23 protein-coding genes are annotated in these 23,110 nt (G+C 37.2%); 6 read left to right on the forward strand and 17 right to left on the reverse strand.

Annotation, left to right across the window (positions count from 1 at the left end; translation table 11 throughout):
* Window positions 1–17: 17 nt before the first annotated feature.
* From ACMAYL_RS07470 to ACMAYL_RS07480, 3 genes are read right to left on the reverse strand one after another with little or no spacing between them, the layout of a single operon-like run.
* Complete coding sequence (locus ACMAYL_RS07470) at window positions 18–1,235, reverse strand: Npt1/Npt2 family nucleotide transporter (RefSeq protein WP_392990700.1); 1,218 nt, start codon at window positions 1,233–1,235, stop codon at window positions 18–20.
* Window positions 1,235–1,822: a hypothetical protein gene (locus ACMAYL_RS07475; protein WP_103218850.1), complete on the reverse strand. Its 588-nt coding sequence runs from the start codon at window positions 1,820–1,822 to the stop codon at window positions 1,235–1,237. The genes ACMAYL_RS07470 and ACMAYL_RS07475 overlap by 1 nt, the downstream gene beginning before the upstream one ends.
* The gene (locus ACMAYL_RS07480; protein WP_103218849.1) at window positions 1,788–2,357 is read right to left on the reverse strand and encodes a metal-dependent transcriptional regulator; all 570 of its coding nucleotides are present in this window, start codon (window positions 2,355–2,357) and stop codon (window positions 1,788–1,790) included. The genes ACMAYL_RS07475 and ACMAYL_RS07480 overlap by 35 nt, the downstream gene beginning before the upstream one ends.
* A 274-nt stretch (window positions 2,358–2,631) precedes the next feature.
* Between ACMAYL_RS07480 and ACMAYL_RS07485 the strand changes: the two genes are divergently transcribed.
* Together ACMAYL_RS07485 and ACMAYL_RS07490 are read left to right on the forward strand one after the other, a co-directional pair.
* Window positions 2,632–4,341: a hypothetical protein gene (locus ACMAYL_RS07485; protein ID WP_146037902.1), complete on the forward strand. Its 1,710-nt coding sequence runs from the start codon at window positions 2,632–2,634 to the stop codon at window positions 4,339–4,341.
* Window positions 4,342–4,357: 16 nt separating this feature from the next.
* Window positions 4,358–4,744 (forward strand): thiol-disulfide oxidoreductase DCC family protein, encoded by a 387-nt coding sequence (locus ACMAYL_RS07490; RefSeq protein ID WP_103218847.1) that lies wholly within the window; start codon window positions 4,358–4,360, stop codon window positions 4,742–4,744.
* A gap of 12 nt (window positions 4,745–4,756) precedes the next feature.
* On the opposite strand, the gene ACMAYL_RS07495 is transcribed toward ACMAYL_RS07490, so the two are convergent.
* Genes ACMAYL_RS07495 through ahcY form a run of 3 tightly spaced genes read right to left on the reverse strand, consistent with a single transcriptional unit; the run spans window position 4,757 to window position 7,233 of the window.
* Entirely contained in the window at window positions 4,757–5,437 is a 681-nt protein-coding gene (locus ACMAYL_RS07495) for a hypothetical protein (RefSeq protein ID WP_146037901.1), read from the reverse strand.
* Window positions 5,438–5,441: 4 nt separating this feature from the next.
* Window positions 5,442–5,882, reverse strand: coding sequence for a ribose 5-phosphate isomerase B (gene rpiB / locus ACMAYL_RS07500; RefSeq protein WP_412469976.1), 441 nt, complete (start codon window positions 5,880–5,882; stop codon window positions 5,442–5,444).
* Window positions 5,883–5,937: 55 nt separating this feature from the next.
* Entirely contained in the window at window positions 5,938–7,233 is a 1,296-nt protein-coding gene (ahcY, locus tag ACMAYL_RS07505) for an adenosylhomocysteinase (RefSeq protein ID WP_103218844.1), read from the reverse strand.
* A gap of 183 nt (window positions 7,234–7,416) precedes the next feature.
* Between ahcY and ACMAYL_RS07510 the strand changes: the two genes are divergently transcribed.
* A complete protein-coding gene (locus ACMAYL_RS07510) occupies window positions 7,417–8,652 on the forward strand; it encodes a THUMP domain-containing class I SAM-dependent RNA methyltransferase (RefSeq protein WP_103218843.1) in 1,236 nt (411 codons plus the stop codon).
* Between the two features lie 2 nt (window positions 8,653–8,654).
* On the opposite strand, the gene ACMAYL_RS07515 is transcribed toward ACMAYL_RS07510, so the two are convergent.
* The 3 genes from ACMAYL_RS07515 to ACMAYL_RS07525 form a co-directional block, all read right to left on the reverse strand.
* Window positions 8,655–9,458: a hypothetical protein gene (locus ACMAYL_RS07515; RefSeq protein ID WP_146037900.1), complete on the reverse strand. Its 804-nt coding sequence runs from the start codon at window positions 9,456–9,458 to the stop codon at window positions 8,655–8,657.
* Window positions 9,459–9,497: 39 nt separating this feature from the next.
* Window positions 9,498–11,222: an acyl-CoA dehydrogenase gene (locus ACMAYL_RS07520; RefSeq protein ID WP_412470938.1), complete on the reverse strand. Its 1,725-nt coding sequence runs from the start codon at window positions 11,220–11,222 to the stop codon at window positions 9,498–9,500.
* 167 nt (window positions 11,223–11,389) lie between these two features.
* On the reverse strand, window positions 11,390–12,145 hold the full coding sequence (locus ACMAYL_RS07525; protein ID WP_103218840.1) for a hypothetical protein: 756 nt from the start codon (window positions 12,143–12,145) through the stop codon (window positions 11,390–11,392).
* 202 nt (window positions 12,146–12,347) lie between these two features.
* On the opposite strand from ACMAYL_RS07525, the gene gpmI reads away from it, so the two are divergent.
* From gpmI to ACMAYL_RS07540, 3 genes are read left to right on the forward strand one after another with little or no spacing between them, the layout of a single operon-like run.
* A complete protein-coding gene (gene gpmI / locus ACMAYL_RS07530) occupies window positions 12,348–13,871 on the forward strand; it encodes a 2,3-bisphosphoglycerate-independent phosphoglycerate mutase (protein WP_412470939.1) in 1,524 nt (507 codons plus the stop codon).
* 8 nt (window positions 13,872–13,879) lie between these two features.
* The gene (gene pfkA, locus ACMAYL_RS07535; protein ID WP_199177567.1) at window positions 13,880–14,887 is read left to right on the forward strand and encodes a 6-phosphofructokinase; all 1,008 of its coding nucleotides are present in this window, start codon (window positions 13,880–13,882) and stop codon (window positions 14,885–14,887) included.
* 16 nt (window positions 14,888–14,903) lie between these two features.
* Window positions 14,904–16,475 (forward strand): ArnT family glycosyltransferase, encoded by a 1,572-nt coding sequence (locus tag ACMAYL_RS07540; protein WP_392990689.1) that lies wholly within the window; start codon window positions 14,904–14,906, stop codon window positions 16,473–16,475.
* Here ACMAYL_RS07540 and ACMAYL_RS07545 read toward each other — a convergent pair.
* The 8 genes from ACMAYL_RS07545 to ACMAYL_RS07580 form a co-directional block, all read right to left on the reverse strand.
* Entirely contained in the window at window positions 16,457–17,209 is a 753-nt protein-coding gene (locus tag ACMAYL_RS07545; RefSeq protein ID WP_412470940.1) for an alpha/beta fold hydrolase, read from the reverse strand. The genes ACMAYL_RS07540 and ACMAYL_RS07545 overlap by 19 nt on opposite strands.
* Window positions 17,210–17,212: 3 nt before the next feature.
* The gene (locus tag ACMAYL_RS07550; RefSeq protein ID WP_392990685.1) at window positions 17,213–18,169 is read right to left on the reverse strand and encodes a DUF2817 domain-containing protein; all 957 of its coding nucleotides are present in this window, start codon (window positions 18,167–18,169) and stop codon (window positions 17,213–17,215) included.
* Entirely contained in the window at window positions 18,170–18,850 is a 681-nt protein-coding gene (locus ACMAYL_RS07555) for a hypothetical protein (RefSeq protein WP_103218835.1), read from the reverse strand.
* A 53-nt stretch (window positions 18,851–18,903) separates the two neighbouring features.
* Window positions 18,904–20,175: a Y-family DNA polymerase gene (locus ACMAYL_RS07560; protein ID WP_392990683.1), complete on the reverse strand. Its 1,272-nt coding sequence runs from the start codon at window positions 20,173–20,175 to the stop codon at window positions 18,904–18,906.
* 9 nt (window positions 20,176–20,184) lie between these two features.
* The gene (locus ACMAYL_RS07565) at window positions 20,185–20,580 is read right to left on the reverse strand and encodes a LexA family protein (protein ID WP_103218833.1); all 396 of its coding nucleotides are present in this window, start codon (window positions 20,578–20,580) and stop codon (window positions 20,185–20,187) included.
* Window positions 20,581–20,658: 78 nt separating this feature from the next.
* The gene (locus ACMAYL_RS07570; protein WP_103218832.1) at window positions 20,659–21,174 is read right to left on the reverse strand and encodes a hypothetical protein; all 516 of its coding nucleotides are present in this window, start codon (window positions 21,172–21,174) and stop codon (window positions 20,659–20,661) included.
* A gap of 47 nt (window positions 21,175–21,221) precedes the next feature.
* Window positions 21,222–21,707: a hypothetical protein gene (locus ACMAYL_RS07575; protein WP_103218831.1), complete on the reverse strand. Its 486-nt coding sequence runs from the start codon at window positions 21,705–21,707 to the stop codon at window positions 21,222–21,224.
* Between the two features lie 52 nt (window positions 21,708–21,759).
* Window positions 21,760–23,022: a Glu/Leu/Phe/Val family dehydrogenase gene (locus ACMAYL_RS07580; protein ID WP_103218830.1), complete on the reverse strand. Its 1,263-nt coding sequence runs from the start codon at window positions 23,020–23,022 to the stop codon at window positions 21,760–21,762.
* Between the last annotated feature and the right edge of the window lie 88 nt (window positions 23,023–23,110).

Consider the following 23,110-nt stretch of genomic DNA (forward strand, 5'->3'; position numbering starts at 1 on the left):
GAATTTTATTAAAGACATTACTCTGAACGAAACTTAATGGCCATAAAGGCCGCTAGAACTAGCCAAAGTAACACTGATATTATTAGCATATTTTGGGTAAAAGCCAAACTCGTAAACACTAAGAGTAGAGCTGAAATACCCATTTTTGACGCACGATACACAACCATATCCACGATATACTTGGCCCCGTACTTTTGTTCTTTACTCAAAGGGAAGTAAAGCATCTCCTTGGCGGCCGAAAAGATTGAATAATCAAGTCCTTTAAAGCCTACAAATAATATTGCTGTCCCCAGTAAACCCAAGTACTCCAATCGATCAAGTAAGATTAATACAAGATAAACAAATGGTATGAAAATATGTACAGTAGAAACTTTAAAGTATTTAAAAGCGATTGGAATAATAACAATTTGGACAATTAAGGATATCGCATTAATCGATGAATATATATTTCCAAGATATGCACCTTTTTCGTTAGCATCCTTAAATATCTCTAGACCTAGATTGAACTTATAATTTGCAAGATTAATCACCACTTGAGAAAGAATAATTAGGCCACAAATGAAGAACACATAGAGCTTCTTATCGGCAAGTGATGTTATTGGAGACTTTTCTTTAAGTGCTAAATATTGTTTTTGTGTAAGACTAAATATAACAATAACTAAAGACAAAACTAATAAACCACTTGAAGCCGCATAGTAAACCCCCACGCCCTTCATAAGTTTAGTAGTGAGTAGCCCTCCTAAAATTCCCCCTAAGGAGCCGAGAGCACCAAGTGGCCCATAGACAAGTTTGGCAACTTTGACGTCAATGACAGAATTTAAATAACCAAGTGATAAATGAACGACAAGAATAATATAGACTTCTTTCCAAACAGCGAAAACACCACTTCCAATATGATGACCACTACCATGAACAATTAAGGCTCCTCCCATTAGAACGAGTGAGACTGCCACAATAGAATTAAAAATTTTTGCTATTGAAAAATGCTTTTGAAGTTCATTAATGATACTGACACTAAATCCTAAGAACAACACAGAAGACAGCCAAATCCAAGGCGTACTCTTTGCTCCATAGCTTTGAATAAATAAAGCTGTTGAGCTAGAGCGAATCATTGGATATGAAAAAAACGCTATAAATAAAGTGAATGTTACTAAGAGAATATTTTTCTTCTCAGATGTTGAAAGACCAAAAAGACCCGCATTTATCTCTTTAACGGCCGTTATAATATTTTTCATTATTCAATCACCATAAGAGAATATTCTTTATTCTCAAGCTTTGTAAGTGAAGTTAAATCAACCCATTTACCCAAATTAAAAGTAAGTGAAGTTAGTTGATCTTTATTAGATTTACTTCTTAGATCAAGAAGGTACACACTACCTTTTTTTGAACAAGTAGCGTAATAGTGCTCACCACCAAAATCAATTTCAAAGCGATTCCCTTCGGAACTGATAATATCAGAAATTTGCTCATTAACTTTATCCTTAAGTTTTGTGACCTCTTTCAATCGAAATTTGCACATATCTTGGGTGTATAGGGATAAAGAGCTTTTCTCTAGCTGCTTAGGAAAATACTTATTCACAAGCTTACGAAATAATTCCTGACGGTAAGATTTAACTTCAAGATTTAAGCAATTCTTATGAGAATCAATTTTTATCTTTTCACCATCAATCACATATTTCATAAGATCCATACGAATCGTATGAATTGGTCGACTTCTGTTAAAGCAGTATTCAGTGGCGGATGCTGAAGATAGTTCTAAAATAAAAAGAACTAAAAGAACAAAGAATTTATGCGTCTTTTTCTTCTTGTAAGTACGTATCACCCTTTTGACCTTCCATGAATTCTTCAGCCGTCTTGTAGTCACAAAGACTTAAAGTTGTCTGAAAATTAAACCCTTTAGGAAGTTTACCACTTTTTGCAAGATCGTCACATGAGCAAGAAAGTGTCTTCATGAATTCAAAGAATTTTGTACTAGTTTCCTCACTTAAAAGGTGTTCGATCATGCATGAATCTTTTTCTGCAATCTCTTCTGAAACACCAACAAAGTCTTTAAGGAAATAATAAAGAAGTGTACGAGAAGTTAAAGTCTTGTGAACTTCATCGTGTCCGTTATCTGTTAAAAGAAGAAACTTTGTATCATCTTCTTCTTTTACAAGATTACGTTTTTTAAGATTATTAAGAGCTGTAGAAACAGAACCCTTTGTTAAACCTAAATCTTTGGCAATATCAGTAACTCGAGCATAACCTTTTTCTTCTTTTAGCTTATGAATTGCTAAAAGGTAGTGAACCATAGAGTGAGATAGCTCAGCTTCACGTGGTTTTTTGTCAGTTGTAGTATCTTTTGATGTATTGGCCATGATATTTCTCACTAATTAGGTTATGCCTTTAATCTAGCAATTTCAGGTATTTTTGGCAACCAAAGCTCAATCGAAGATGCCCCAAATAATGTGCATCACTTTTCTCACATTCCCAACTAAGGCAAGCACGTAACCTACTGATTTCACATATTTTTTCATGAGGCATATATTACAGACCTCCCGACTATCACCACAGCGTGTTAAAATCATAAAGAATCTAAATAATTGGGGTTAGCTAATGTTGAGGCCAAAATCAAAAATATTCACAACTCTCGTGGTGCTATTATTAGTAACGTGTTCATTTACGTCATATGGACAAGATTCTAATTACGAAGCGCCATCTGAAGCTGATGTAGCAGCTGGGAATGTCACGGACAGAGAAAAGTATACAATGGATAATTACACTCATGCAGGCTATCAGCAAAGAGAAGCCGACGAGAAGTGGGCCGAAGAATGTGGTAGCTCTCAAGAGTGTGAAAATATAAGAAAGGGTGGCGATGCAACTGACGGTGAGAAATTCATGGGAATGTCACCATCAATGTTTAAGGCCGTAGGTCAAGCCTACTCGATTATTATGCCGGCCATGTCACAAGCTGGTGGTGGCGGAAAATTTAACGAAATAGATGTTGTCACAAAGAAGGATGTTGCCTCTAAATATAAAGAGAAAGGAATCTCATTCAACGAAAATGGCAAGGCCGAAGCAATGGCCGACTCCAAAGCATCACCAGATGATGTAAAAGCTGCACAATCAGAACATGACAAAGCTAGAGAAGAAGAAGGTACTGATTACTGCCAATATATTCCTATGGGGGCTGAAGTTATTGCACGAGTTACTCAACAAAAGAGTGATGAGTTTGCACTAGCAACAGAGCCAGATGTTGAGAATGCTCAAAGCCAGGCCCTTTATAAACAGGCACGCTCTCACCGCGACCGTCAAAAGTCTGTTGATATTCAAAGAAAAGGATGGGGAGCGACGACAGTATGCTATGTTACCTCAATGGCCACAATGGGTGGATTCACAAGTGGTTGGAGTAACTGGGTTAAGCTTGGAGCTTCGACACTTATGACTAGTTACTATATGTGGGAACACAAAATGCACGGCGATGCTGCTGATAAATTAAATAATGTAGCTAATAAACTAAGTGGTAAAGGAAAGTGTAACCCTGTTTCAGATCGTGACTGTTACTGTAGTCAACCAGAGACAATGAATGACGTTAAGTACTGTTATCCGCAAATTAGACAAAGAACTGCTCAAAATAATAACTGGCAAGTTACTTGTGTTGATAACAATGTAAAAGAAGACCTGAACTGTACTTGTCGCCAAACAAATACATGTCTCGATTCTAGAATTTCTGCAAAGATCAATGGAATGCACATTCCAGGTGGCCTAGGAACTAGTCTTGATGATTTCTACAAAATGACAAATGGTATTTCGACTCCAGGAGATAGTTCAAACAACTTTAATGCTACTGCTGGAAAGATCTTTGCTATCGCTAATGACAAGCTTAAAGATGGACTTAGCAAGGTTACTCTTCCAGATAGCTACAAGAAAAAAGACCCGAAGATTGCTGAAGGACTTAGACAACTTGGTTTTGACGGAGCTGTAGCAAATGCGATGTCAGCAACACCAGAAACTAACGAAAGTAAGTCGGCAGAGGCAAAACTTAAATCTCGTGCTTCGGGACTAAGAGGAAAAGTAGGCAAGTATACTGCTTCTTATAAACCAAAAGATAATGGCCTTTACTTTAGAGGCGGAAGCGGTCTCGATAATAAAAAGAAGAAAAAGAAGACTGCGACTAATCCATATGCTCACCTACTTAAGAAGAAAGTGAAAGACAATGCTAATACAAGTGCAGAGATATTAGATTTCTCTCAAAGAGCACAAAAAAATGCAGGTATCACTAAAGATAAATCTAGTAATATTTTTGAGATCATATCAAGAAGATATCGTTACTCAGCAACTAAGAAATTAGGAGCACAATAAATAAAAGGTTGTTTTCATGGAAGAAAATTATAAATTACCACTTCTCATTTTCGATGATGAATGCCCACTATGTGTTAGGTTCAAGGACTCCCTTGCTCGCTTAGAAGACGCAAAATCAGTTAACTTTGTCAGTGTAAACGATGATAAACTTTATCAAGTACACCCTCAACTCAACAAAGAAGAGTGCCAAGAAGTAGTCCACTATATAACAAGTGATAGTAAGATTCTAAAAGGTGATGAAGTGATCACTCACCTAGCCAAACTCTATCCTCTTGTTAATAAATTTAGCTGGCTAATCGAAAGCAATATGGGACAAAAGGCAACAAGCTACTTTCACAAGACAACAAATGCATATAGAAGAATGCTTAAAAGAAAATGTCCAAGTTGCGTAAAGCACGCTTAGCTAATAGAAAGACTAGCGAACTAAACTTCGACGAGAAAACATACTGCGGTTAAATGGCTCTAATGTTAGGGCCGTTAAAACCCAAGTCAAACAAAACTCAGCAAATTGCACCTTATTCTCGCTTGGAATATAAAGTGTAATCACTAATAGAATCATAAAACTTAAAATATGAGTGGCCTTCGGTACCGGTAGAGCAAATTTATCGATAAATTGCTTGGCCTTCTCAACTTTACAATATGAAAAAGGAACAGCAAAAAGATAGATAAACAGGATTACCCTTAACGATAAGTTCCAAGACTCATGTGAAACTCCACGGGCAATAAGCCAATTTTGAAAGTTAGTTTCAAGAAGGACACTATTAATATCTCTAAACATCTCAGGTGAGTGCCAACCAAAAACACGTTGCCCCCAACTAACCTCTTCTAGTGCACAGATCACATAGAAGACACCTTGAGTACTTAACATAATAAGAAATTTACGATCTCTAAACTTTGCTAGAACTTTTCTGCGATAGAAGTAGCCAAATGAAATGAGACAAAGCCCTACGAAAGTAAACCACTCGAGTAGTCCATTTTGAGCACTTAGTACTTTATCAAAATAAGCTAAATCAGTTCTTGATATATATAAGCTATAAATACCAACAACTAAGATAACAAAGAATGAGATATATTCAGTCCATTTAACTTTAAACATAAGATTAATTTTCACCGAGGTCAGTGAACATGTCAATGCGGGTTTGATGTCTGCCGCCTTCAAACTCAGTCGCAAGCCATACTTTTGTCATGGCCAGAACTTCTTCACTTGATGAAATACGGCCACCAAAACAAATCACATTTGCATTATTATGCTCACGTGAAAGCCTAGCTAAATCGACACTGTGACAAAGGGCCGCTCGAATTCCTTTAAATTTATTAGCAACCATGCAAACACCAATACCAGATCCACAAAGAAGAATTCCTCTTCCCTCTTTCTGAACTGCTTTTGCCAAAGCAATAGCATATTCTGGATAGTGGCATGAGTCAGTTGAGTGAGTCCCTAGGTCCTCGACCTCATAACCTTCATCGATTAAGAATTTCTTAATTGCTTCCTTTTGTTCGAAAGCACCATGATCAGTAGCTAGAAAAATCTTTTTGCTCATAGTTTTACCTTAAATAAGAAAGCCTCCTTTCGGAGGCTTCATATATAGCAGTTGCTTAGTATCTGTAGTGTTCTGGCTTATATGGACCTTGAACTGGGATGTCTAGGTACTCAGCTTGCTCAGCAGTTAATGTATCGATTTCAACATTAATTCTTTCAAGGTGAAGCATAGCAACTTTTTCATCCAGGTGCTTTGGTAGCATATAAACTTTGTTCTCATACTTACCAGCATTGTCCCAAAGTTCCATTTGAGCAATTACTTGGTTACAGAAAGAGTTAGACATTACGAATGATGGGTGACCAGTAGCACATCCAAGGTTAACTAGACGACCTTGAGCAAGAAGGATAATTCTTCTTCCATCTTTTGAAGTATACATATCTACCTGTGGCTTGATGTTATCTTCTTCGTAGTTATTGTGTAGGTGAGAAATTTCGATTTCTGAATCGAAGTGACCAATGTTACATACGATTGCACCGTCTCTCATCTTATCAAGGTGTGAAGCATTGATAACTTTTAGACAACCAGTAGTTGTAACGAAGATATCACCTTCAGAAGCTGCTTTATCCATTTTCATTACTTCGAAACCTTCCATTGCTGCTTGAAGAGCACAGATTGGATCGATTTCAGTAACGATAACTCTTGCTCCTAGACCTTTGAAAGACTGAGCAGAACCCTTACCAACATCACCGTAACCAACAACAACACAAGTTTTACCTGCGATCATTACGTCAGTTGCACGCTTGATACCGTCTACTAGAGACTCTCTACATCCGTAAAGGTTATCAAATTTAGACTTTGTTACAGAGTCATTGATGTTGATTGCTGGCATCTTAAGAGTACCTTTTCTAACTCTTTCATATAGTCTGTGAACACCAGTAGTTGTTTCTTCAGAAAGACCTTTGATTCCTTCGATTAATTCAGGATATTTGTCGTGAACCATATTTGTAAGGTCACCACCATCATCAAGGATCATGTTAAGAGCTGATCCATCTGCCCACTTAAGAGTTTGCTCGATACACCAGTCGAATTCCTCTTCGTTCATACCTTTCCAAGCAAAAACAGGAATTCCAGCAGCAGCGATTGCAGCAGCAGCTTGATCTTGAGTTGAATAAATATTACATGAAGACCATCTTACTTCAGCACCTAGCTCAACTAGAGTCTCAATAAGTACAGCTGTTTGAATAGTCATGTGAAGACAACCAGCGATTTTTGCACCTTTAAGTGGCTTTGCCGCTCCAAACTCTTTTCTTAGAGACATTAGTCCCGGCATTTCAGTTTCAGCGATCTTAATTTCTTTTCTTCCCCAGTCAGCTAGAGAGATGTCTGCTACTTTGTAATCTGTAAAGCTCATGTTTCCTCACTTTATGTATGAATAAATCTTTATATATTTATGTTCGAAACTATATCAGCATATGCTCCAAGTTTGAACCCTATACAAAGGAAATTAGCCTATTTTATTGAGGAAAATGAACGAATTTTTACCAACTTAAGCCTTTTTCTTTGACACATACCTAAATAAATCATAAATCGAGTCATGGAAAAATATCAGAAGTCGAACAAAGTCATTAATGACAAGAGTTTTTATTTTGCCTCTTGCCCAAGAGGTTGCGAACAATATCTAGTAAATGAGCTACGTGCTAACGGTATCGAGGCCAAGGCCGGCCGTGGTGGAGCTTCATTTAAGGCAAGAAATAAGGCCACAGTTGAATATATCTTCAACGCTAGAATTGCTTCTCGTGTCTTTAAAGAAGTTGGCTTCTTTTATATTCGCGACGAAAAACAAATCTATAAAAGAGCAAGTGAGCTTCCATGGGAAGACTATATTACTCCAGAGCAAACTTTTAAAATCAACACTCTTCTAGATGGTGAGAGTAAGGAGCTTTTTAGAAGTTCTATCTTCCTTTCACAAACTCTAAAAGATTCTCTTGTTGATTATATGAGAGATAAATTTAATAAGCGTCCAAATGTAGAGACAAATGAACCTAACGTTAGCTTTCTTCAACGTGTTGAAAAGGTTAAAGAAGGCTGTAAGGTAATTGTTTACGCTGACATGGTTGGAACTTCTCTTGATAAGCGTGGCTATCGTGAAAGCGGACACCGTGCACCACTACGTGAAAACTTAGCGGCCTCTCTTATTGCAGAAACAAAATGGGACTGCCAAGGTCCATTCTATGATCCAATGGCAGGTTCAGGAACAATTTTAATTGAAGCAATTTTCTACTTCTTGAAATTATCGCCAGCATTTTTAAGACTTAAACAAAATACGACTCCGTATTCTTTTACAGGTCAGCCGTGGTTTCATGATTCGAATCTAGTTGATTGGTACTTTGATAAAGTTCACGAGATCATGAAAGATTCACAGGAAAGAATAGATTCAATTCCAAATGATAAGTTCTATTGCAATGATGCTGATGTTGAAAACTTTAAACTCATGAGAACTCACCTTCTCAACTGTTTTGGCCGTGTTGATTTCGTAAACTTCAACTGCGAAAACTTCATTAATTCACAAGCACCTGCGGGATTTGAAAGAGGATTAATCCTATTTAACCCTCCTTATGGAGAGCGTATTCAAGCGATTGGTGGTCTTGATATTAACGACTTCTATTTCGAGATGGGTGAAACTCTTAAAAATAACTTCAAGGGTTCTACAGCATTTATTCTTACAGCTCACGGGCCACTAAGAAAAAATATTCGTTTAAAAACAAGTAAGAAAACAGAGTTTTTAAATGGCGACATTGAATGCCGCCTTTTAAAATATGAATTACTATAATCTTAGCTTTCTAAGAATTCTGTTAAATTCATCGCAAGCTTAGGTAAAGCGTATTTAAGAAGAGCATTCTTATTTACGACTTTATCTTTATGCTTCGTTGACTTTGAAAAGAAGTAACCACTAATTTCAGAATCTTTTAGAAAAAGAGTATGTCCCTTTCCTGCAAATTTTCTTAAAACATAATCTGAATCGAGAAGACAGATATCTCGAATCATAAAGTTACGAGCTAGATAAATGATAATAACGCTTGCTGAAAGATCACATAGAGACTTTCTAACTTTTACACCTTTTGGAGATGTTTGATCTCCCCAGTGCACAACAACTTCAACTCTCTTATCACCAACGTAGAAATCAAAACCTCGTTGTGATGTCGACTTTTGTTGCATTAGACCGAAGATACATTTTGCGTACCACTCCCCCAACTGAACAGGAAGCTTCTTACCATTAAAAATAATTCGCTCATCGCGAAGAATATCATAAACCTTATTAACTGTTTCAATAGCGTCAAAGATTCTTTTGTTATCCGGTAAGTGAATAATTAGAACCTGCTTAGCATGAGACCTTTTCATCTTTCGAGAAAATTGTTTTTCATACCATTCAGAAAATTCTTTATCACCTACGAGCTCAAGTGAGTCGTAGATAAATCCACGACTAAGTAAGCTTTCCTCATCAAAGCCTTCAACTTTCTTTTTCATGAAACTTAAAGGAGCATACTCTCCTTTCTTTTTCATGATATAAACATTGTCTTTATAGTAGTCTGTACTACCACGAGTCGCCTCATTAAATAGATCGACTCCTTTTTCCATTTCTTGCATCTCTCACATACCCTTGTGCTTAATCTTTAATTAAACATTAATCGAAGTTAAATCTTCCTCGAAGTTTAAAACACTATGTGCGAGTCCAATATTTCTCGTTAATTGGTACTGACAAAAAACTTTAAAATCATCGATTTTAGACTGATAATATTTCTTCTCTTCTTCACCTGTTGCCGTCTTTAATTCATTTTGAGCAATACAAGCATGCTCAAGAAGAAGCCATGAAACGACAAGGTTTCCACAATAACTTAAAAAATCAGTTGCGTGAGCTAGAACTGCGCTTTGATTCTTTGCCGCCATAAACGATCCGAATTTCTTCACAACTTCTTCACTCATCTCCATTGATTTCCCAATCATTGAAACTTCATGAGGGTACGCCTTGGCCTCTTCTCTATTCATTGTCGCTTGAATCTTCTTACCTACATTAAAGAATGTTTCGCCTTTATCCATAAGAATTTTTCTCATAACAAAGTCGATCGCCTGGATACCATTTGTACCTTCATAAATTGTTGCAATCTTTGTATCACGCATAAATTGCTCAATTCCATACTCAGTACAGTATCCGTAACCGCCGTGAACTTGAACACCTTCACTTGCGATATTTACACCCTCATCTGTACAAAATCCCTTACAGATCGGAGTAAATAATGCGATTTCTTTTTCAGCTTCATCATCACCTTTTTCAGCTTTATCAAAAAGGTTTGCTGTATAAAGAGAAAGAGCTCTCAGTCCACGTCCCGTAGATCTCATTTTAAGAAGCATTCTCTTAACATCTGGCATATTGATAATTTCGGTACCAAATTGAGAGCGCTCTCTTGCATATTGCTCAGTAAGCTCAAAGCAAAGATTTGATTGGGCTTCACCTTGAAGGCCACAAAGAAGCCTTGCCTCATTCATCATGATGAACATATTTGTCATTCCATCAAACTCTTTCCCAATCAGTTCTCCAACACACTCACCATCTTGGCCAAATGTTAATTCGCATGTTGCCTGTGCGTGAATCCCCATTTTATGTTCTAGCTTTGTGCACTTAACATTATTTGACTCACCAGTTTCAACGTTAAAGCGTGGAACAATAAAAAGGGAAAGTCCCTTCGTACCTTCTGGAGCACCAGGAGTTCTTGCTAGAACAAGGTGGATGTTATTTTCGTAAAGATCACTTTCTCCAGAAGAGATAAAAATCTTCACACCATTGATTGCGTATTTCCCGTTATCAAGAGGTTTTGCCGTCGTCTTTGCGTTCCCAACATCAGATCCAGCACCAGGCTCAGTAAGACACATTGTGCCTCCCCACTCTCCTGTCATCATCTTTGTCACAAATAGATCTTTCTGTTCTTGAGAACCAACCTTAAGAATTACATTCATGGCACCTTGAGACAGTCCGTAGTACATTGACCACGCAACATTTGAACCAATTGCCATTGAAGTACATGCAACTTTCATTGCGTGAGGAGCTGGCATTCCACCAACCTCTTCAGGATAACCAAGTGCATACCAACCATTCTCATAGAAGGCTTTATTTGCTTGGTGAAAAACTTCTGGAACAATAACTTTTCCATCAACGTGCTTTACGCCAATCTCATCACTAATTTGACGAGTTGGATAAATTTCATTTTCAACGAATTTATCGAATTGAGTTAGGATATCTTTTAATTCAGCTTCACCATATCCAAGCTCGCTTGCTTCGTCTTGAATTTTGCACGCTTTAAATAGATTGAAATTCACATCCATTAAATCTGTACGATACTTTGCCATATAATAGTCCTTTTTTAATACTAAAACAGTTCTATTATAAATGATGTTCAGATTTCATGCACGTGTAGACACAATTTAGCCGGAGTAAATTAGGTTAAATTTAATAAAAAAGCGCGAACAATGCCGCGCTTTTTAGTCAGGTATAAATTTAAAATCGTTTTTATTTATTAGTGAGCCGAAACTCCTACACTTGTTGCTCTTAAAACTGGTTGTAAAGCAAGTGGTGCATTCATATTAATAAGGGCCCTTTTTCCGTTAATTGTCACAATCCACTCCACTGCATATGTTTGTGCAACTTGAGTACAAAATTGTATCGATCCATTGTAGTAGCTTCTTACCCAATTATAGTCATTACACATTCCATCTTTATATGGAGCATATCCATAACCATAACGTTTAAAAAGTGTACCATTTGCATCAGATTCTTGTACTTTATTGGCCAAGAAAGTAGCTAATTGTGAAATAGTAGATCCAAATGCGCCATCAAGAGACTCATTACTACGTGCAATTCTTCCATCTCTATAGAGACCACGATATCCACCGACAGTATAGCCAGATGAAGACGAAGAAGATGATGAAGTACATATAGTTCCTAAACTCATTCCAAATACTTCAAAATCATCACAATTACCTGAATTATTTGATCCTGATAAATTATCAAAGCTAGAAATTGTATAAATAGGATATTCAGAATCGCCAATACTTCTATTTGCAAAATTATTATTAACAATTGCTTGAGATAATTCATCCGCAGTGCTTAAGCTATTTGGTAAGCCTCTTGCTGTATCAACATACTCACTAGCAGAGCCAGCAGCGTAATTTCCATAAGTGCTTCCATTTCCAGACCCACCGTCAGATCCACACCCGACAAGCGAAGCTAGAACAATAACTGAAAGTAATGTGTTCTTAAGGTTAAGTTTCATAGTATTCTCCAAAATTCTCTGTGTTTGCGTGTGTTTAAACTATTTGCCTATATATATACAAGTTGTGTGCCAAGTTTTAAGATGAGATTACAGTCCTTTACAAAGACCTAGTGTTTAAAAAATGAACACGATAGAGTATTTTGTCTAATCTTTGGGTAGTATTAGAATAAGGATTGAATAAGCTTTTAACGGGAATCAATTTATGTCGATTAAAAATATTAGCCAAAAGGCCCTTCTTGTCATCCTAGATGGCTTTGGGATTAGTGAAAACACTGAAAAGAATGCGATTCGAGATGCAAAAACTCCAGTTTTGGATGAATTGTTTAAAAGTTATCCATTTACAACGATCCAAGCAGGTGGTGTTTTAGTAGGTCTTCCAAAAGGTGTTGTTGGAAATTCGGAAGTTGGCCATATGAACTTAGGTGCGGGACGTGCCATTCGCCAGGATTTAGTTCGTATTAATGAAGCAATTAAAAATCATACTTTTGGTGAACTTCCTAAACTAAAGGAACTCATTGAAGTAGCAAAGAAAAATAATAATCGCATTCACCTCATGGGACTTCTTTCGGACGGTGGAATTCACTCACATATTGAACACACGAAAGAAATCATCAAATGTCTTAAGAAAGAAGGTATTGAAGTTTTCTTACATGCTTTCATGGATGGTAGAGATACACCGCCAGCATGTGGTGAAATGTATTTAAAAGAGATCGTTGGTTTTGAAGGATCACACTTTGCTTCAATGCAAGGCCGCTCAATTGGAATGGATCGTGATCGCCGTTGGGAAAAAATCAAATTAGCATATGATATGTTCCTAGGTAATGGTGATGTGACTGACTTATCACCTATTGAATATCTCAATAGTGAGTATGAAGCTGGTCGCACTGATGAGTTCGTATCGCCGACACTCTTTAATAAAGACTACGCTATTAAAGAAGGAGACTGCATCTTCTTTACAAATTTTAGACCCGATCGCGCAATTCAGTTAACAATGGCATTTAACTATCCAGAGTTTACTGAGTTTGAAAGGCCATTCTTTCCAGCAATGTTTCTATGTATGACGCCATTTATTCCGGATGAAATGGAACTTCCAATTTTATTTGATAAAGAGAAGCTTCAAGGAACAATGACTGAGTACTTAAGTAGTATTGGAAAGAAGCAATTAAAGATTGCTGAGACTGAAAAGTATGCACACGTAACATTCTTTTTTAATGGTGGAGAAAAGAAGCCTTTTCCAAATGAAGAACATTTTCTAATTCCTTCGCCAAAAGAAGTTTCAACTTATGATGAAAAGCCACAAATGAGTGCGCCAGAAGTAACAGAGAATTTAATTTCTAAAATAAGTGACTTTGATTTTAGTGTCGTAAACTTTGCAAACTCAGATATGGTTGGACACACGGGTAAATATGAAGCTGCAGTTCATGCTATTGAAACACTTGATGAGTGCGTAGGAAAACTAGTAAAAAAATGTCTTGATGAAAATATAACTATTATTATCACTGCCGATCATGGCAATAGTGACCAAATGGTACATAAGGATGGAACACCACATACAGCTCATACAGGAGCACCGGTACCGTTTTGTGTTATCAATAGCGCATTAAAGGATAAAGCTTTTACTATAGCACCGGGGGATCATTCGCTAATGGATGTCTCACCTACTTGTCTTTATATTATGGGGATTGATCGTCCAGCAAGTTTTACTGGCCATCATATTTTTGAATAGGAAATTTTATGAGTGAAGTTGAAAAAGATGTAAAGTCGATTAAAACAATTGCTGTTCTTTGTAGCGGTGGCGATAGCCCAGGAATGAACTGTGCGATTAGAGCAGTCGTTCGTACTTGTATTGCAAATGATATTGAGATTTATGGAATTCGTCGTGGTTTTGCAGGTCTACTCGAAGGATCGCAACACAAAATGGATGCCGCAAGTGTTGGTAACATTCTTCAAAAAGGTGGAACAATTCTTCAAACTTCTCGTTGTCCTGAATTTATGCAACCAGAGATAAGAAGAGAAGCGGCACATATTCTTAAGAGAAAGAATATTGATGCCTTAATTGTTATTGGTGGTAATGGTTCATTTAATGGTGCTTGGGAGCTTCACAAGGAACACGGTGTTCCAGTAGTTGGAATTCCTGGAACAATTGATAATGATATTGAAGGAACTGATTATTCAATCGGTTTTGATACTGCCGTTCAAACTGCTATTGAGGCCGTGGATAAAATTCGTGACACTGCACACTCACACGATCGTACATTCATTGTTGAAGTAATGGGGCGAAAGTCTCCTGCTATCGCTCTTCACGTAGGACTTTGTACTGGAGCAGAAAATATTATCTTCCCTATTCAAGATGAAAGTAATGTTGATGTTGACACAATTGCGACAGATATTAAACGTGGACTTCAGCGTGGAAAAGGTTCTTCAATCATCATTGCTGCTGAAGGGGAAACTGAAGGTCTGTCTCACTACGTTCACAACAAACTTCTTGAAGATCACAAGATTGATTCACGTGTTTGTATCCTAGGACATATTCAACGCGGAGGAAACCCTACTGGTCGTGATCGCTTTATTGCAACCCAAATGGGACATCTTGCTGTTAAATCACTTCTTGAAGGAAAAACTGCAATTGTTACAGCAGAACAAAATGGTCAAATTGTTGTCGAAAACTTAGAGAAGTGTCTTGGCAAAAAATTTGAAGTTGAAGAGAAATACGTAGATATGGTTAAAACCTTATCAAAATAAAACGAAGTTTATAAATATGACAAAAGTTTCAGATAAGAATTTATTTATTATTTTTACATTCCTATTTTCAATTTTCTACTTTTGGGACATTGGAAATATTAGTGCCCCAAGACAAGGGACAGAATCGTTATATGTGCAAATATCACAAGATATGTATGACACAAATAATATTATGACACCCCACTACCGCGGGGAGAGACACTGGTCAAAACCACCAGTTCATTTCTGGCTGCCGTTTCCTATTTATGTACTAATGGGAGAATCTTCTTTAACAGGTGCACGAGCGTCGATGGCATTTCTTACAATCGCTCTCGGTATCTTGACTGCAGTTTGGTTAAAAAGAAGATTTAATATTGAACCACTATTATCTCTGGCCTTCTTTTTAGGAGGGTATGGTGCTATTAAATTTGGTCGAACATTTATGATGGAAACATCTCTATCTCTTCTTCCATTTATTAGCTCACTCTTTCTTTTTGACTACTTAAAGACAAAGGCTAAAAAGTATTTTATTTGGGCGATTCTTTTTGGAGCGGCAGGAGCTCTAATCAAAGGCCCTGTTTCAATTGTTATGAGCTTTCTTGCAATGTCTCTTTATCAAGCTTTCTTATTCAAGAAAGAAAAGCGCTTTATTATTAAAGAGTGCTTTTTCTATTTTCTATCGATTACTATTTTGAGTTGTCTTTGGTACTTCATTAGTTATCTAAACTATGGTGAAGAGTTTTTCAATTACTTCTTCGTAAGAGAAAATGTAGGAAAATTTGATCAAAAGCCAATGCCAATGATTAAGGTATTCCAAGGACTCATTCTCTATTCTCTTCCATGGTTATTAATTCTTCCATTTGCTTGGAAGAAAGTAAGAGAAAACTTTAAGAACTTAAATAATGAAACATATTTTTTCTTTGCACATTTTTTATGTTTCTTTATCACATGGTTAATTCCATCTCAGAGATCACACCACTATGCAATACCATCAATTCCATTCCTAATGGTTTTCATGCTCTTGCAAATTGATATTGAAACTATTCGAGAAAAGGCAAAAGGTATCCTTTTTATCTTCTTGCCAATAAATATCCTATTTTTGGCCATTGGATGCCTACTCCTTTATTTTTCTGATGGAGTAACGATCGTTGCCAATTTACTATTTGTTGCTCTAATTATTGTGACAAATATTTTCATTCTTAAAAGAAAGATGCTCATTGCTTTCAACACGATGGGACTATATTTAATTTTCTTATGGTCAGTTGTTGCATCTCAATTTTACATCTTACCTGTTCCACAAGCCGCTCAAGGTCTTTTCAAAGATAAAAATGTAGCACTAGTTGATCGTCGTTCTTACTTTTACGAGCAAACTCTTGAGATGAATGTTGAGCCAATTAGCTACGCAAATATCTCTTCATTTCTAGAGAAAGAAAACACTGTGGTTATTACTGCAGAATCAAAGACTCCTTTAGAGTATCGTAAGAATTTAAGAATTTTAGCAAAATGGCAAAAATGGAAGAGAAGAGTTAAATGGCCACATATAAAAGCGGCCCTTAATGCACGCTCTTATGGGCCATTAAAAGAAGATGTTTATTTACTATCTAAGTAATGCTCTTCAATCTTTTTAATGATCCATTCAGGATCGTCTAGAGGTAAATCGTGTCCCGCTTGTTCATGTAGTTCAAGCGCGGCACCAAGCCTTTTAGAAATTTCAACACTGCATTTATAATTTGCAAGCTTATCTTGCTTGCCTGCAAGCAACAAGACATCAGTTTTCAATTCCTTAGGTAAACGGTAGTGTGATGCCGCAATTAACTGCCTTACAAAGTTAGCGCGACTAAGAGGTCTTTCCTCAAAATATGCAGCATATGCATCAAGTAAATCATCAGACAACTCTTTCATCTTAACAGTTAAAGATAAGGCCTTTTCTTCTCGTTCGCGGTGATTGTTATTAAAGGCCAGTTTTGAAAAGGTCGTTACTGCTTCAAGAGACATACGATGATAAATTTTCCCTGAGTCACTCGTTGAAGTGTTAAGAAGAACAGCATGTTCAAAGTCATCGCTATGTCGCTCACACCAATCAAGGGCCATCATTCCCCCCATTGAAATTCCGATAACACTCCACGGGCCATCATTTTCTTCTTTAAGTTTTAGCCAATCACTTCTCATATCTTCAACATAATCAGATATCTTTAATGGAGACTTCTCTTCATTCTTGCTACCAACACCCAAGTAATCAATTGCAAAGACATTATTTGTGCCTTTCATTTTTTTTACATAGTCAGGGAATTCATACCAATGTCGACTATCTCTTGCTAAACCCCTAAGAAGCAACCAATTCATAACTTACCTTTTCACCCATGCTTTAGAACTTCCAACAGCTCGAAAGAGAAATTTAATTAGCATAATATGTCTTCTCATCGTTCGATCATATCGATGAGACTTAAGAGGATTAAATAATCCTCCTCTTCTAAATATTTGTAATGGATTCTTTTTAACCCAAATCCAACTTCCCATCTCAAGAGTTAAAGGTAGATAGACTCCCTCTGGATTTTTTTCTAAATACTCATCATATAGATAATCCCAGGCATCACCTTGGATTGTATAACTTTCAGATGTCGGCTCTATTCGATAAATATGATGAGGATGGGTTTCATTTAATAAGTGCTCTAGGTTTTCCATTTCTGTTATATGCTTAAAAGGTGTAAGCGTTCTGGCATAAGGATACCAAAGTCGATCTCTTAGGCCAAAGCCAGAATGGAAGTCGACAGAGATAGCACGCTGAGATTCAAATATATGTTCTTTCACATAGTCTACTAGAGTTTGAAGTTCATGCTCCATTTGATCACTATTTCCCTGATACCATGGAAGCTTATCTGATAACTTATGTCCTGATAGTAGAAATTTTGTTTTCTCATGAGTTCGCGATGGTGAGTTTCTCATAAGATCAATATTGTTTGGATTAGAGCGGCGATGATGATACATGCCCCATGGATTGATAAGAGGAATCGATACGATTCTAAACTTCTCTAGGCTTCGTCTTAACTCTTCATCCCAAGATAGTTGTTTAAATAATGAAGAAAGATAAGTAACAACGACTTGTGTCCCTACTTTTTCTAGTCCGTGAATACCACCAAATAAACCTAGAACCGGAGCGCTTGGATCTGAGCTACCAATTTCAAAACTATGAATTGGATAGCTCTCACCTTCATGATTAATACGTGTAATTTCACGACAACGAATGAGTGGGTCTTCGATACAAGTTAATTCGCTTATGGCATTTAACTCATCGAAGTCTTTCATTTATGACCTCTGGAAAGTCTTGTCGTTATAAGGAAATAAGAAAATAACGAAGAACATTGCACACCCAACAAGTTCTACAACTTCTCCTTTTTTACCATGATCAATTAAGCTTACTAGAATAAACATTAAAAGATAAAAAAGAGAGTGCATTAACTTTGGAACAGGAACTGCAAAGTCATCAACAAGATACTGAATAAAACCAATTGCTCTATAGAGAAATGGAAGAATTAATACATAAACACCAACAATAATTCCGACAATAAGACCAAAGATAATTTTATTAACTTTGAAATCACCGAATTTTAAGTTGTGGAGTGTAATATCATTTTGTGTATTGTATTGCTGAAAAAACTCAGGCGCAGTCACGTTGAAAATTCTTTGGCCCCACGCAATCTCTTCTCCAAATCCAAAAAAGAAAAGTGCTGCAAAACCAAGAAGCGCAAATGAGAATAATTTTGGCTTTGTACCTTTTAACTTAAAGTAGCGCCACAGACAGACAAATGAAACGAGTAGTAGATAGATGGCCTGTTGTATTTCTAAGAATCCATCTTCAACTGTGTAAACATCGCTAAACCATTGAGGATTTGCTTTCGCAAAATACATTCCAAAGAATACCATATGGGCGATTGATGTTAATATTACTGCTTCAAATATATTAATCTTGTCTTTAAATATGCTCATTTCGTCATTATAGTCACGTCATCAACTAATGGCAATATATGTCATCGCTGACACTACGAACATTTTGGCAATTCGCTCCAACCTGTGACATAGCGCAAAGAAACTTTCTCCCTTCGCATTTTCCATGCCTGATTATCGACCCCACAGGCCATTGACCTAACCATGCCACTTCCCTCTCGTCGATTAATTTTATCAATGATTTCCATTAGCTTCACACTTCGCGGATCATCTAATTCTTCAAATAGGCTTTGTTGGATAATCTCTGAATCTGAAAAGTCTCCAAGCTTTACTCCGGCCTTTTTAAAACAAACCCCCATGCGAAAGAGATCATCAAGGGCCGCCCATGCATACTTGATAATTTTTCTGGTATCACTTGTTGGACCAAGAAGCTTAACTTTGTCTTTACCATAATATGGCGTTTGATCGATCTTATGTGGATCACTTAAACAAAAAACTTCAATAGTTGAACACAAGCTCTGCTGATTTCTCATTTTCTCACTGGCATTTGTTACATAATTGGCCACTGATTCTCGCAAGCTTTTTAGATCCACAACACTTGTACTAAAGCTTCGTGAACATAGAATTTCTTTCTTTTTAGGCTGAGCTTCTTCTAACTCAAAACAGGTAATTCCTCGTAACTCATCTTGAGTCATGCGACCTAGCTTAGTTAAAAGTCTTTGTATGACATGAGTATTTTTGAACTTCTTAAAATCATACGCCGTTTTAATTCCAATGCTTTTTAACTTTACGCTATTCTTCCTTCCAATTCCCCACACGTCTTCAATAGGAGTTCTCTGAAGTGCAATATCTTGCAACCTCTCTTCTAGAATACAGACGACTCCTTGCGCCTTTTGTGACTTCTTCCCAATATGATTGGCCACTTTTGCGAGTGTCTTTGTTGGAGCAATACCAATACTTACGGGAATCCCCGTCCATTGCAGCACAGTTTTTCGAATATGCTGACAGTACTCATTTAAATCTCCGCTTACACCAGTTAAATCAATAAAGGCTTCATCAACGGAATAGATCTCTATTGATGGAGCGAAGGTAGCAAGAACATGCATTACCCGATCACTGATATTTGTATACAAAGAAAAATTAGAAGAAAAAACATGAACATCGTGTGACTCACAAAGCCTCCTTACTTTAAAGTACGGGTCCCCCATTTTTACTCCCAAGGCCTTAAGCTCAGGAGTTCGAGAGACAAAGCACCCATCATTATTTGATAAGACACCAACAGGTTTATTTCTTAACTCAGGTCGAAATAGTCTTTCACAAGAACAGAAGAAGGAATTACAATCCACCAGCGCATACACTTTCTCCATCGTAAAACCTCATAACTCTTTCATGTCACGGGCCACGGCCACAATTGGCCCCCACACCAAGAAGTCCATTTCTTCTGAAATGATAATGTCTCGATGCAGGGGATTGTGTGAGCGCAAAATGGACTTTCCATCTTGTCTAATGAATCTCTTGCACAAGAACTCTCCGTCCAGATAAACCACGGCAACTCGACCGCTCTTTACTTCTAAAGATCGATCGATAACCAGGACGTCACCGGGCATAATCAATGGTTCCATCGAGTCACCTTGTGCTTCAAAGAAAAATGTCGCAGAACGATTCTGTACAAAACGATCATCTAGAGATTGATAATTCTGTATGTGATCCTCGCTGATTCCAAAGAGTCCACAATTTGCAATCGGTAGTTTTGCTCTAATTTTCTTTTCCATGAAAGTTAGTATAACTTACGCATAACTTACGCACAAGAAAAAGAATTACTTTCCCACTCTAATAGTAATTACAGAGACTTACGATGCATCGGGGAACTTAATAATCTCATCAAGGGGAATAAAGTACGTAAGTCCTCGAAGATCTTGGGTGTAGCTTGCAATCACTTTCAAGTTCATAGCATCCAATCTCTCTAAAAAAGCATGGGATGTTTCATCAAATCGAAAGGGCTCAATCTTTCCTCGTGTTGAGATTCTTCCTGCGCAAAGACAATCATTTAAGTTTTGAATGGGAAGAACCCCAGCCATTGACCAATAGAGAATCAAAAGTGGTAACTCAAGCCAGCGATAAAGTTCTTCTTTGGAACTTAAAGAGCCTAAAACCATATTGTCATCAATGCACAGAACATAGCGCTTTGGTGAGATTTTCAAGTTGTACTTCTTTGAGAGAAAAATAAACTTCTCTTTTATCGACTTTCCTTTTGTACCAAGACCAACAATTTCAAGTCCCGGAACTCCCTTTGAAGCATAACCATAAATTTCTGTTAAATGTCCCTTCCCCCCAAGAGGTAGAAGACCTAGCATTTGCTTGTGCATAATCCCTCCTATTACTAGGAGTGCAAGAGTCATGAATTTTTTTTTAATTATAAATTACTAGAATTAGGGATCTTAGCTTTTGACTGATAAAAACATTTTAAATGAGGAGGATAAATTTCTAGAATCATCGCAGATGAAACTTCGAGAGAGTGAGCGAAGTCTCCCTTTAAACTTTGACAAGAGCCTTTTGCGTCCTTACAAAATTTTTCGTACTTATCTTTACATGTAAGTTCAAGAATAACAGTATCAGAGAAATGACAAGAGACCTTTCCATCAACAAGGTCAAAGCGAGCTTTTGTGTAATTTAGTTTTTTTGAAAACTTAGATTCACAAAATTTTGCAATCTCAAACTCTTTTCCCATGCAATCGATCTTCGTTGTCGAAGACTTACTCATTAACATTGCATCTTTTACACCAAAAAATTCACACACCTTTGCGTAGCTGAAAATCTTGCGATCAGCGCCAGTAACAAGTTCACTAGTAACACTAGCGAAAATGCAGAATGTAAAAAGAAGTGTTGCAATATATTTCATAATAAAAAAAAGCGCGCCCATTAAGGACGCGCCTATGATTGTAATATAAATCTTAACCTGGGAAAAGACCTCTAAGTCTCATTGCTCTCTCTAATCTTCTTAGAGCGGCAACGAAAGCAGCCTTTTTCATATCAATATCATATTTCTGGTGAGCTTCATAAACATTCTCGAAAGCATCTTTTAGGATGTCGTGAAGTTTTTTGTTGATCTCAGAAAGATCCCAGAAGAAGTTCTGAAGACCTTGTACCCACTCAAAGTAAGAAACGATAACACCACCAGCGTTACAAAGAATATCTGGAACTAGGAATGAACCATTCTTAGTTACGATATCAATCGCAGCTTTATTAAGTGGACCGTTTGCACCTTCTGCAATGATCTTAGCTTTAACATTGTGAGCATTCTTTTCAGTGATAACACCATCGATTGCTGCAGGGATTAAGATATCAACTTCAAGAGCGAAAAGTTCTTCGTTAGAAATTTTCTCTACTCCATCCATATCAGCAAGAAGGCGTCCACCTTTTGCCCAAGCAACAGCTTTTTCAATATCAAGGCCATTTGGATCATAAATAGCACCTGAAACATCAGATACAGCAACGATCTTTGCACCTTGTGCTTGAAGGTCTTCAGCAGCAGGTACAGCTACCTTACCAAAACCGTGAATTGCAACTGTTGTATTTGTATCAATTGTCATTCCAAGTTTCTTTGCAGCAAAGTTAACACAGAATGCAACACCTTTACCTGTAGCTTCACTACGACCTAGTGAACCACCAACAGTAATTGGCTTTCCTGTTACTACACCTGGAACAGTGTAACCTTTTAATTGAGAATATGTATCAAGCATCCACGCCATTGTTTGACCGTCAGTACCAATATCTGGTGCTGGAATATCAATCGTTGGACCGATAATCATGTTGATCTCAGTAGTGTATCTTCTAGTTAGAGACTGAAGCTCTTGACGAGAAAGTTTTGTTGGATCAACACAAATACCACCTTTTGCTCCACCTAGAGGCAGACCAACAAGGGCACATTTAAAAGTCATAAGCATAGCAAGACCAGCTGTTTCAGCTAAATCTACGCCTGGGTGAAAACGTACTCCACCTTTTCCAGGCCCAAGAGTCATATTGTGCTGAACTCTGAATCCTTGAAAAGTTTTAACAGTACCATCGTCAAGACGAATAGGAACTGCTACTTGAAGTGCTCTTTTTGGGTGTTTAAGTCTGTCGGCAACGTTTGGATCAAGTCCCATAATTGCTGCAGATTCTTCTAATTGCGCAATGGCATCCTGGTATAGTGGATTATCTAGAAGATTGCTCATTTTTTTAACTCCGTTATACGTAAAATAAGGACTAATTTACTCCTATTGTAACGGAAGCGCTAGCTTTTGCTTAGGGCAAAAGCTGACT

Origin of the sequence: Halobacteriovorax sp. RT-2-4, from assembly GCF_047085445.1 — a bacterium.
In the GTDB taxonomy this organism is placed as follows: domain Bacteria; phylum Bdellovibrionota; class Bacteriovoracia; order Bacteriovoracales; family Bacteriovoracaceae; genus Halobacteriovorax_A.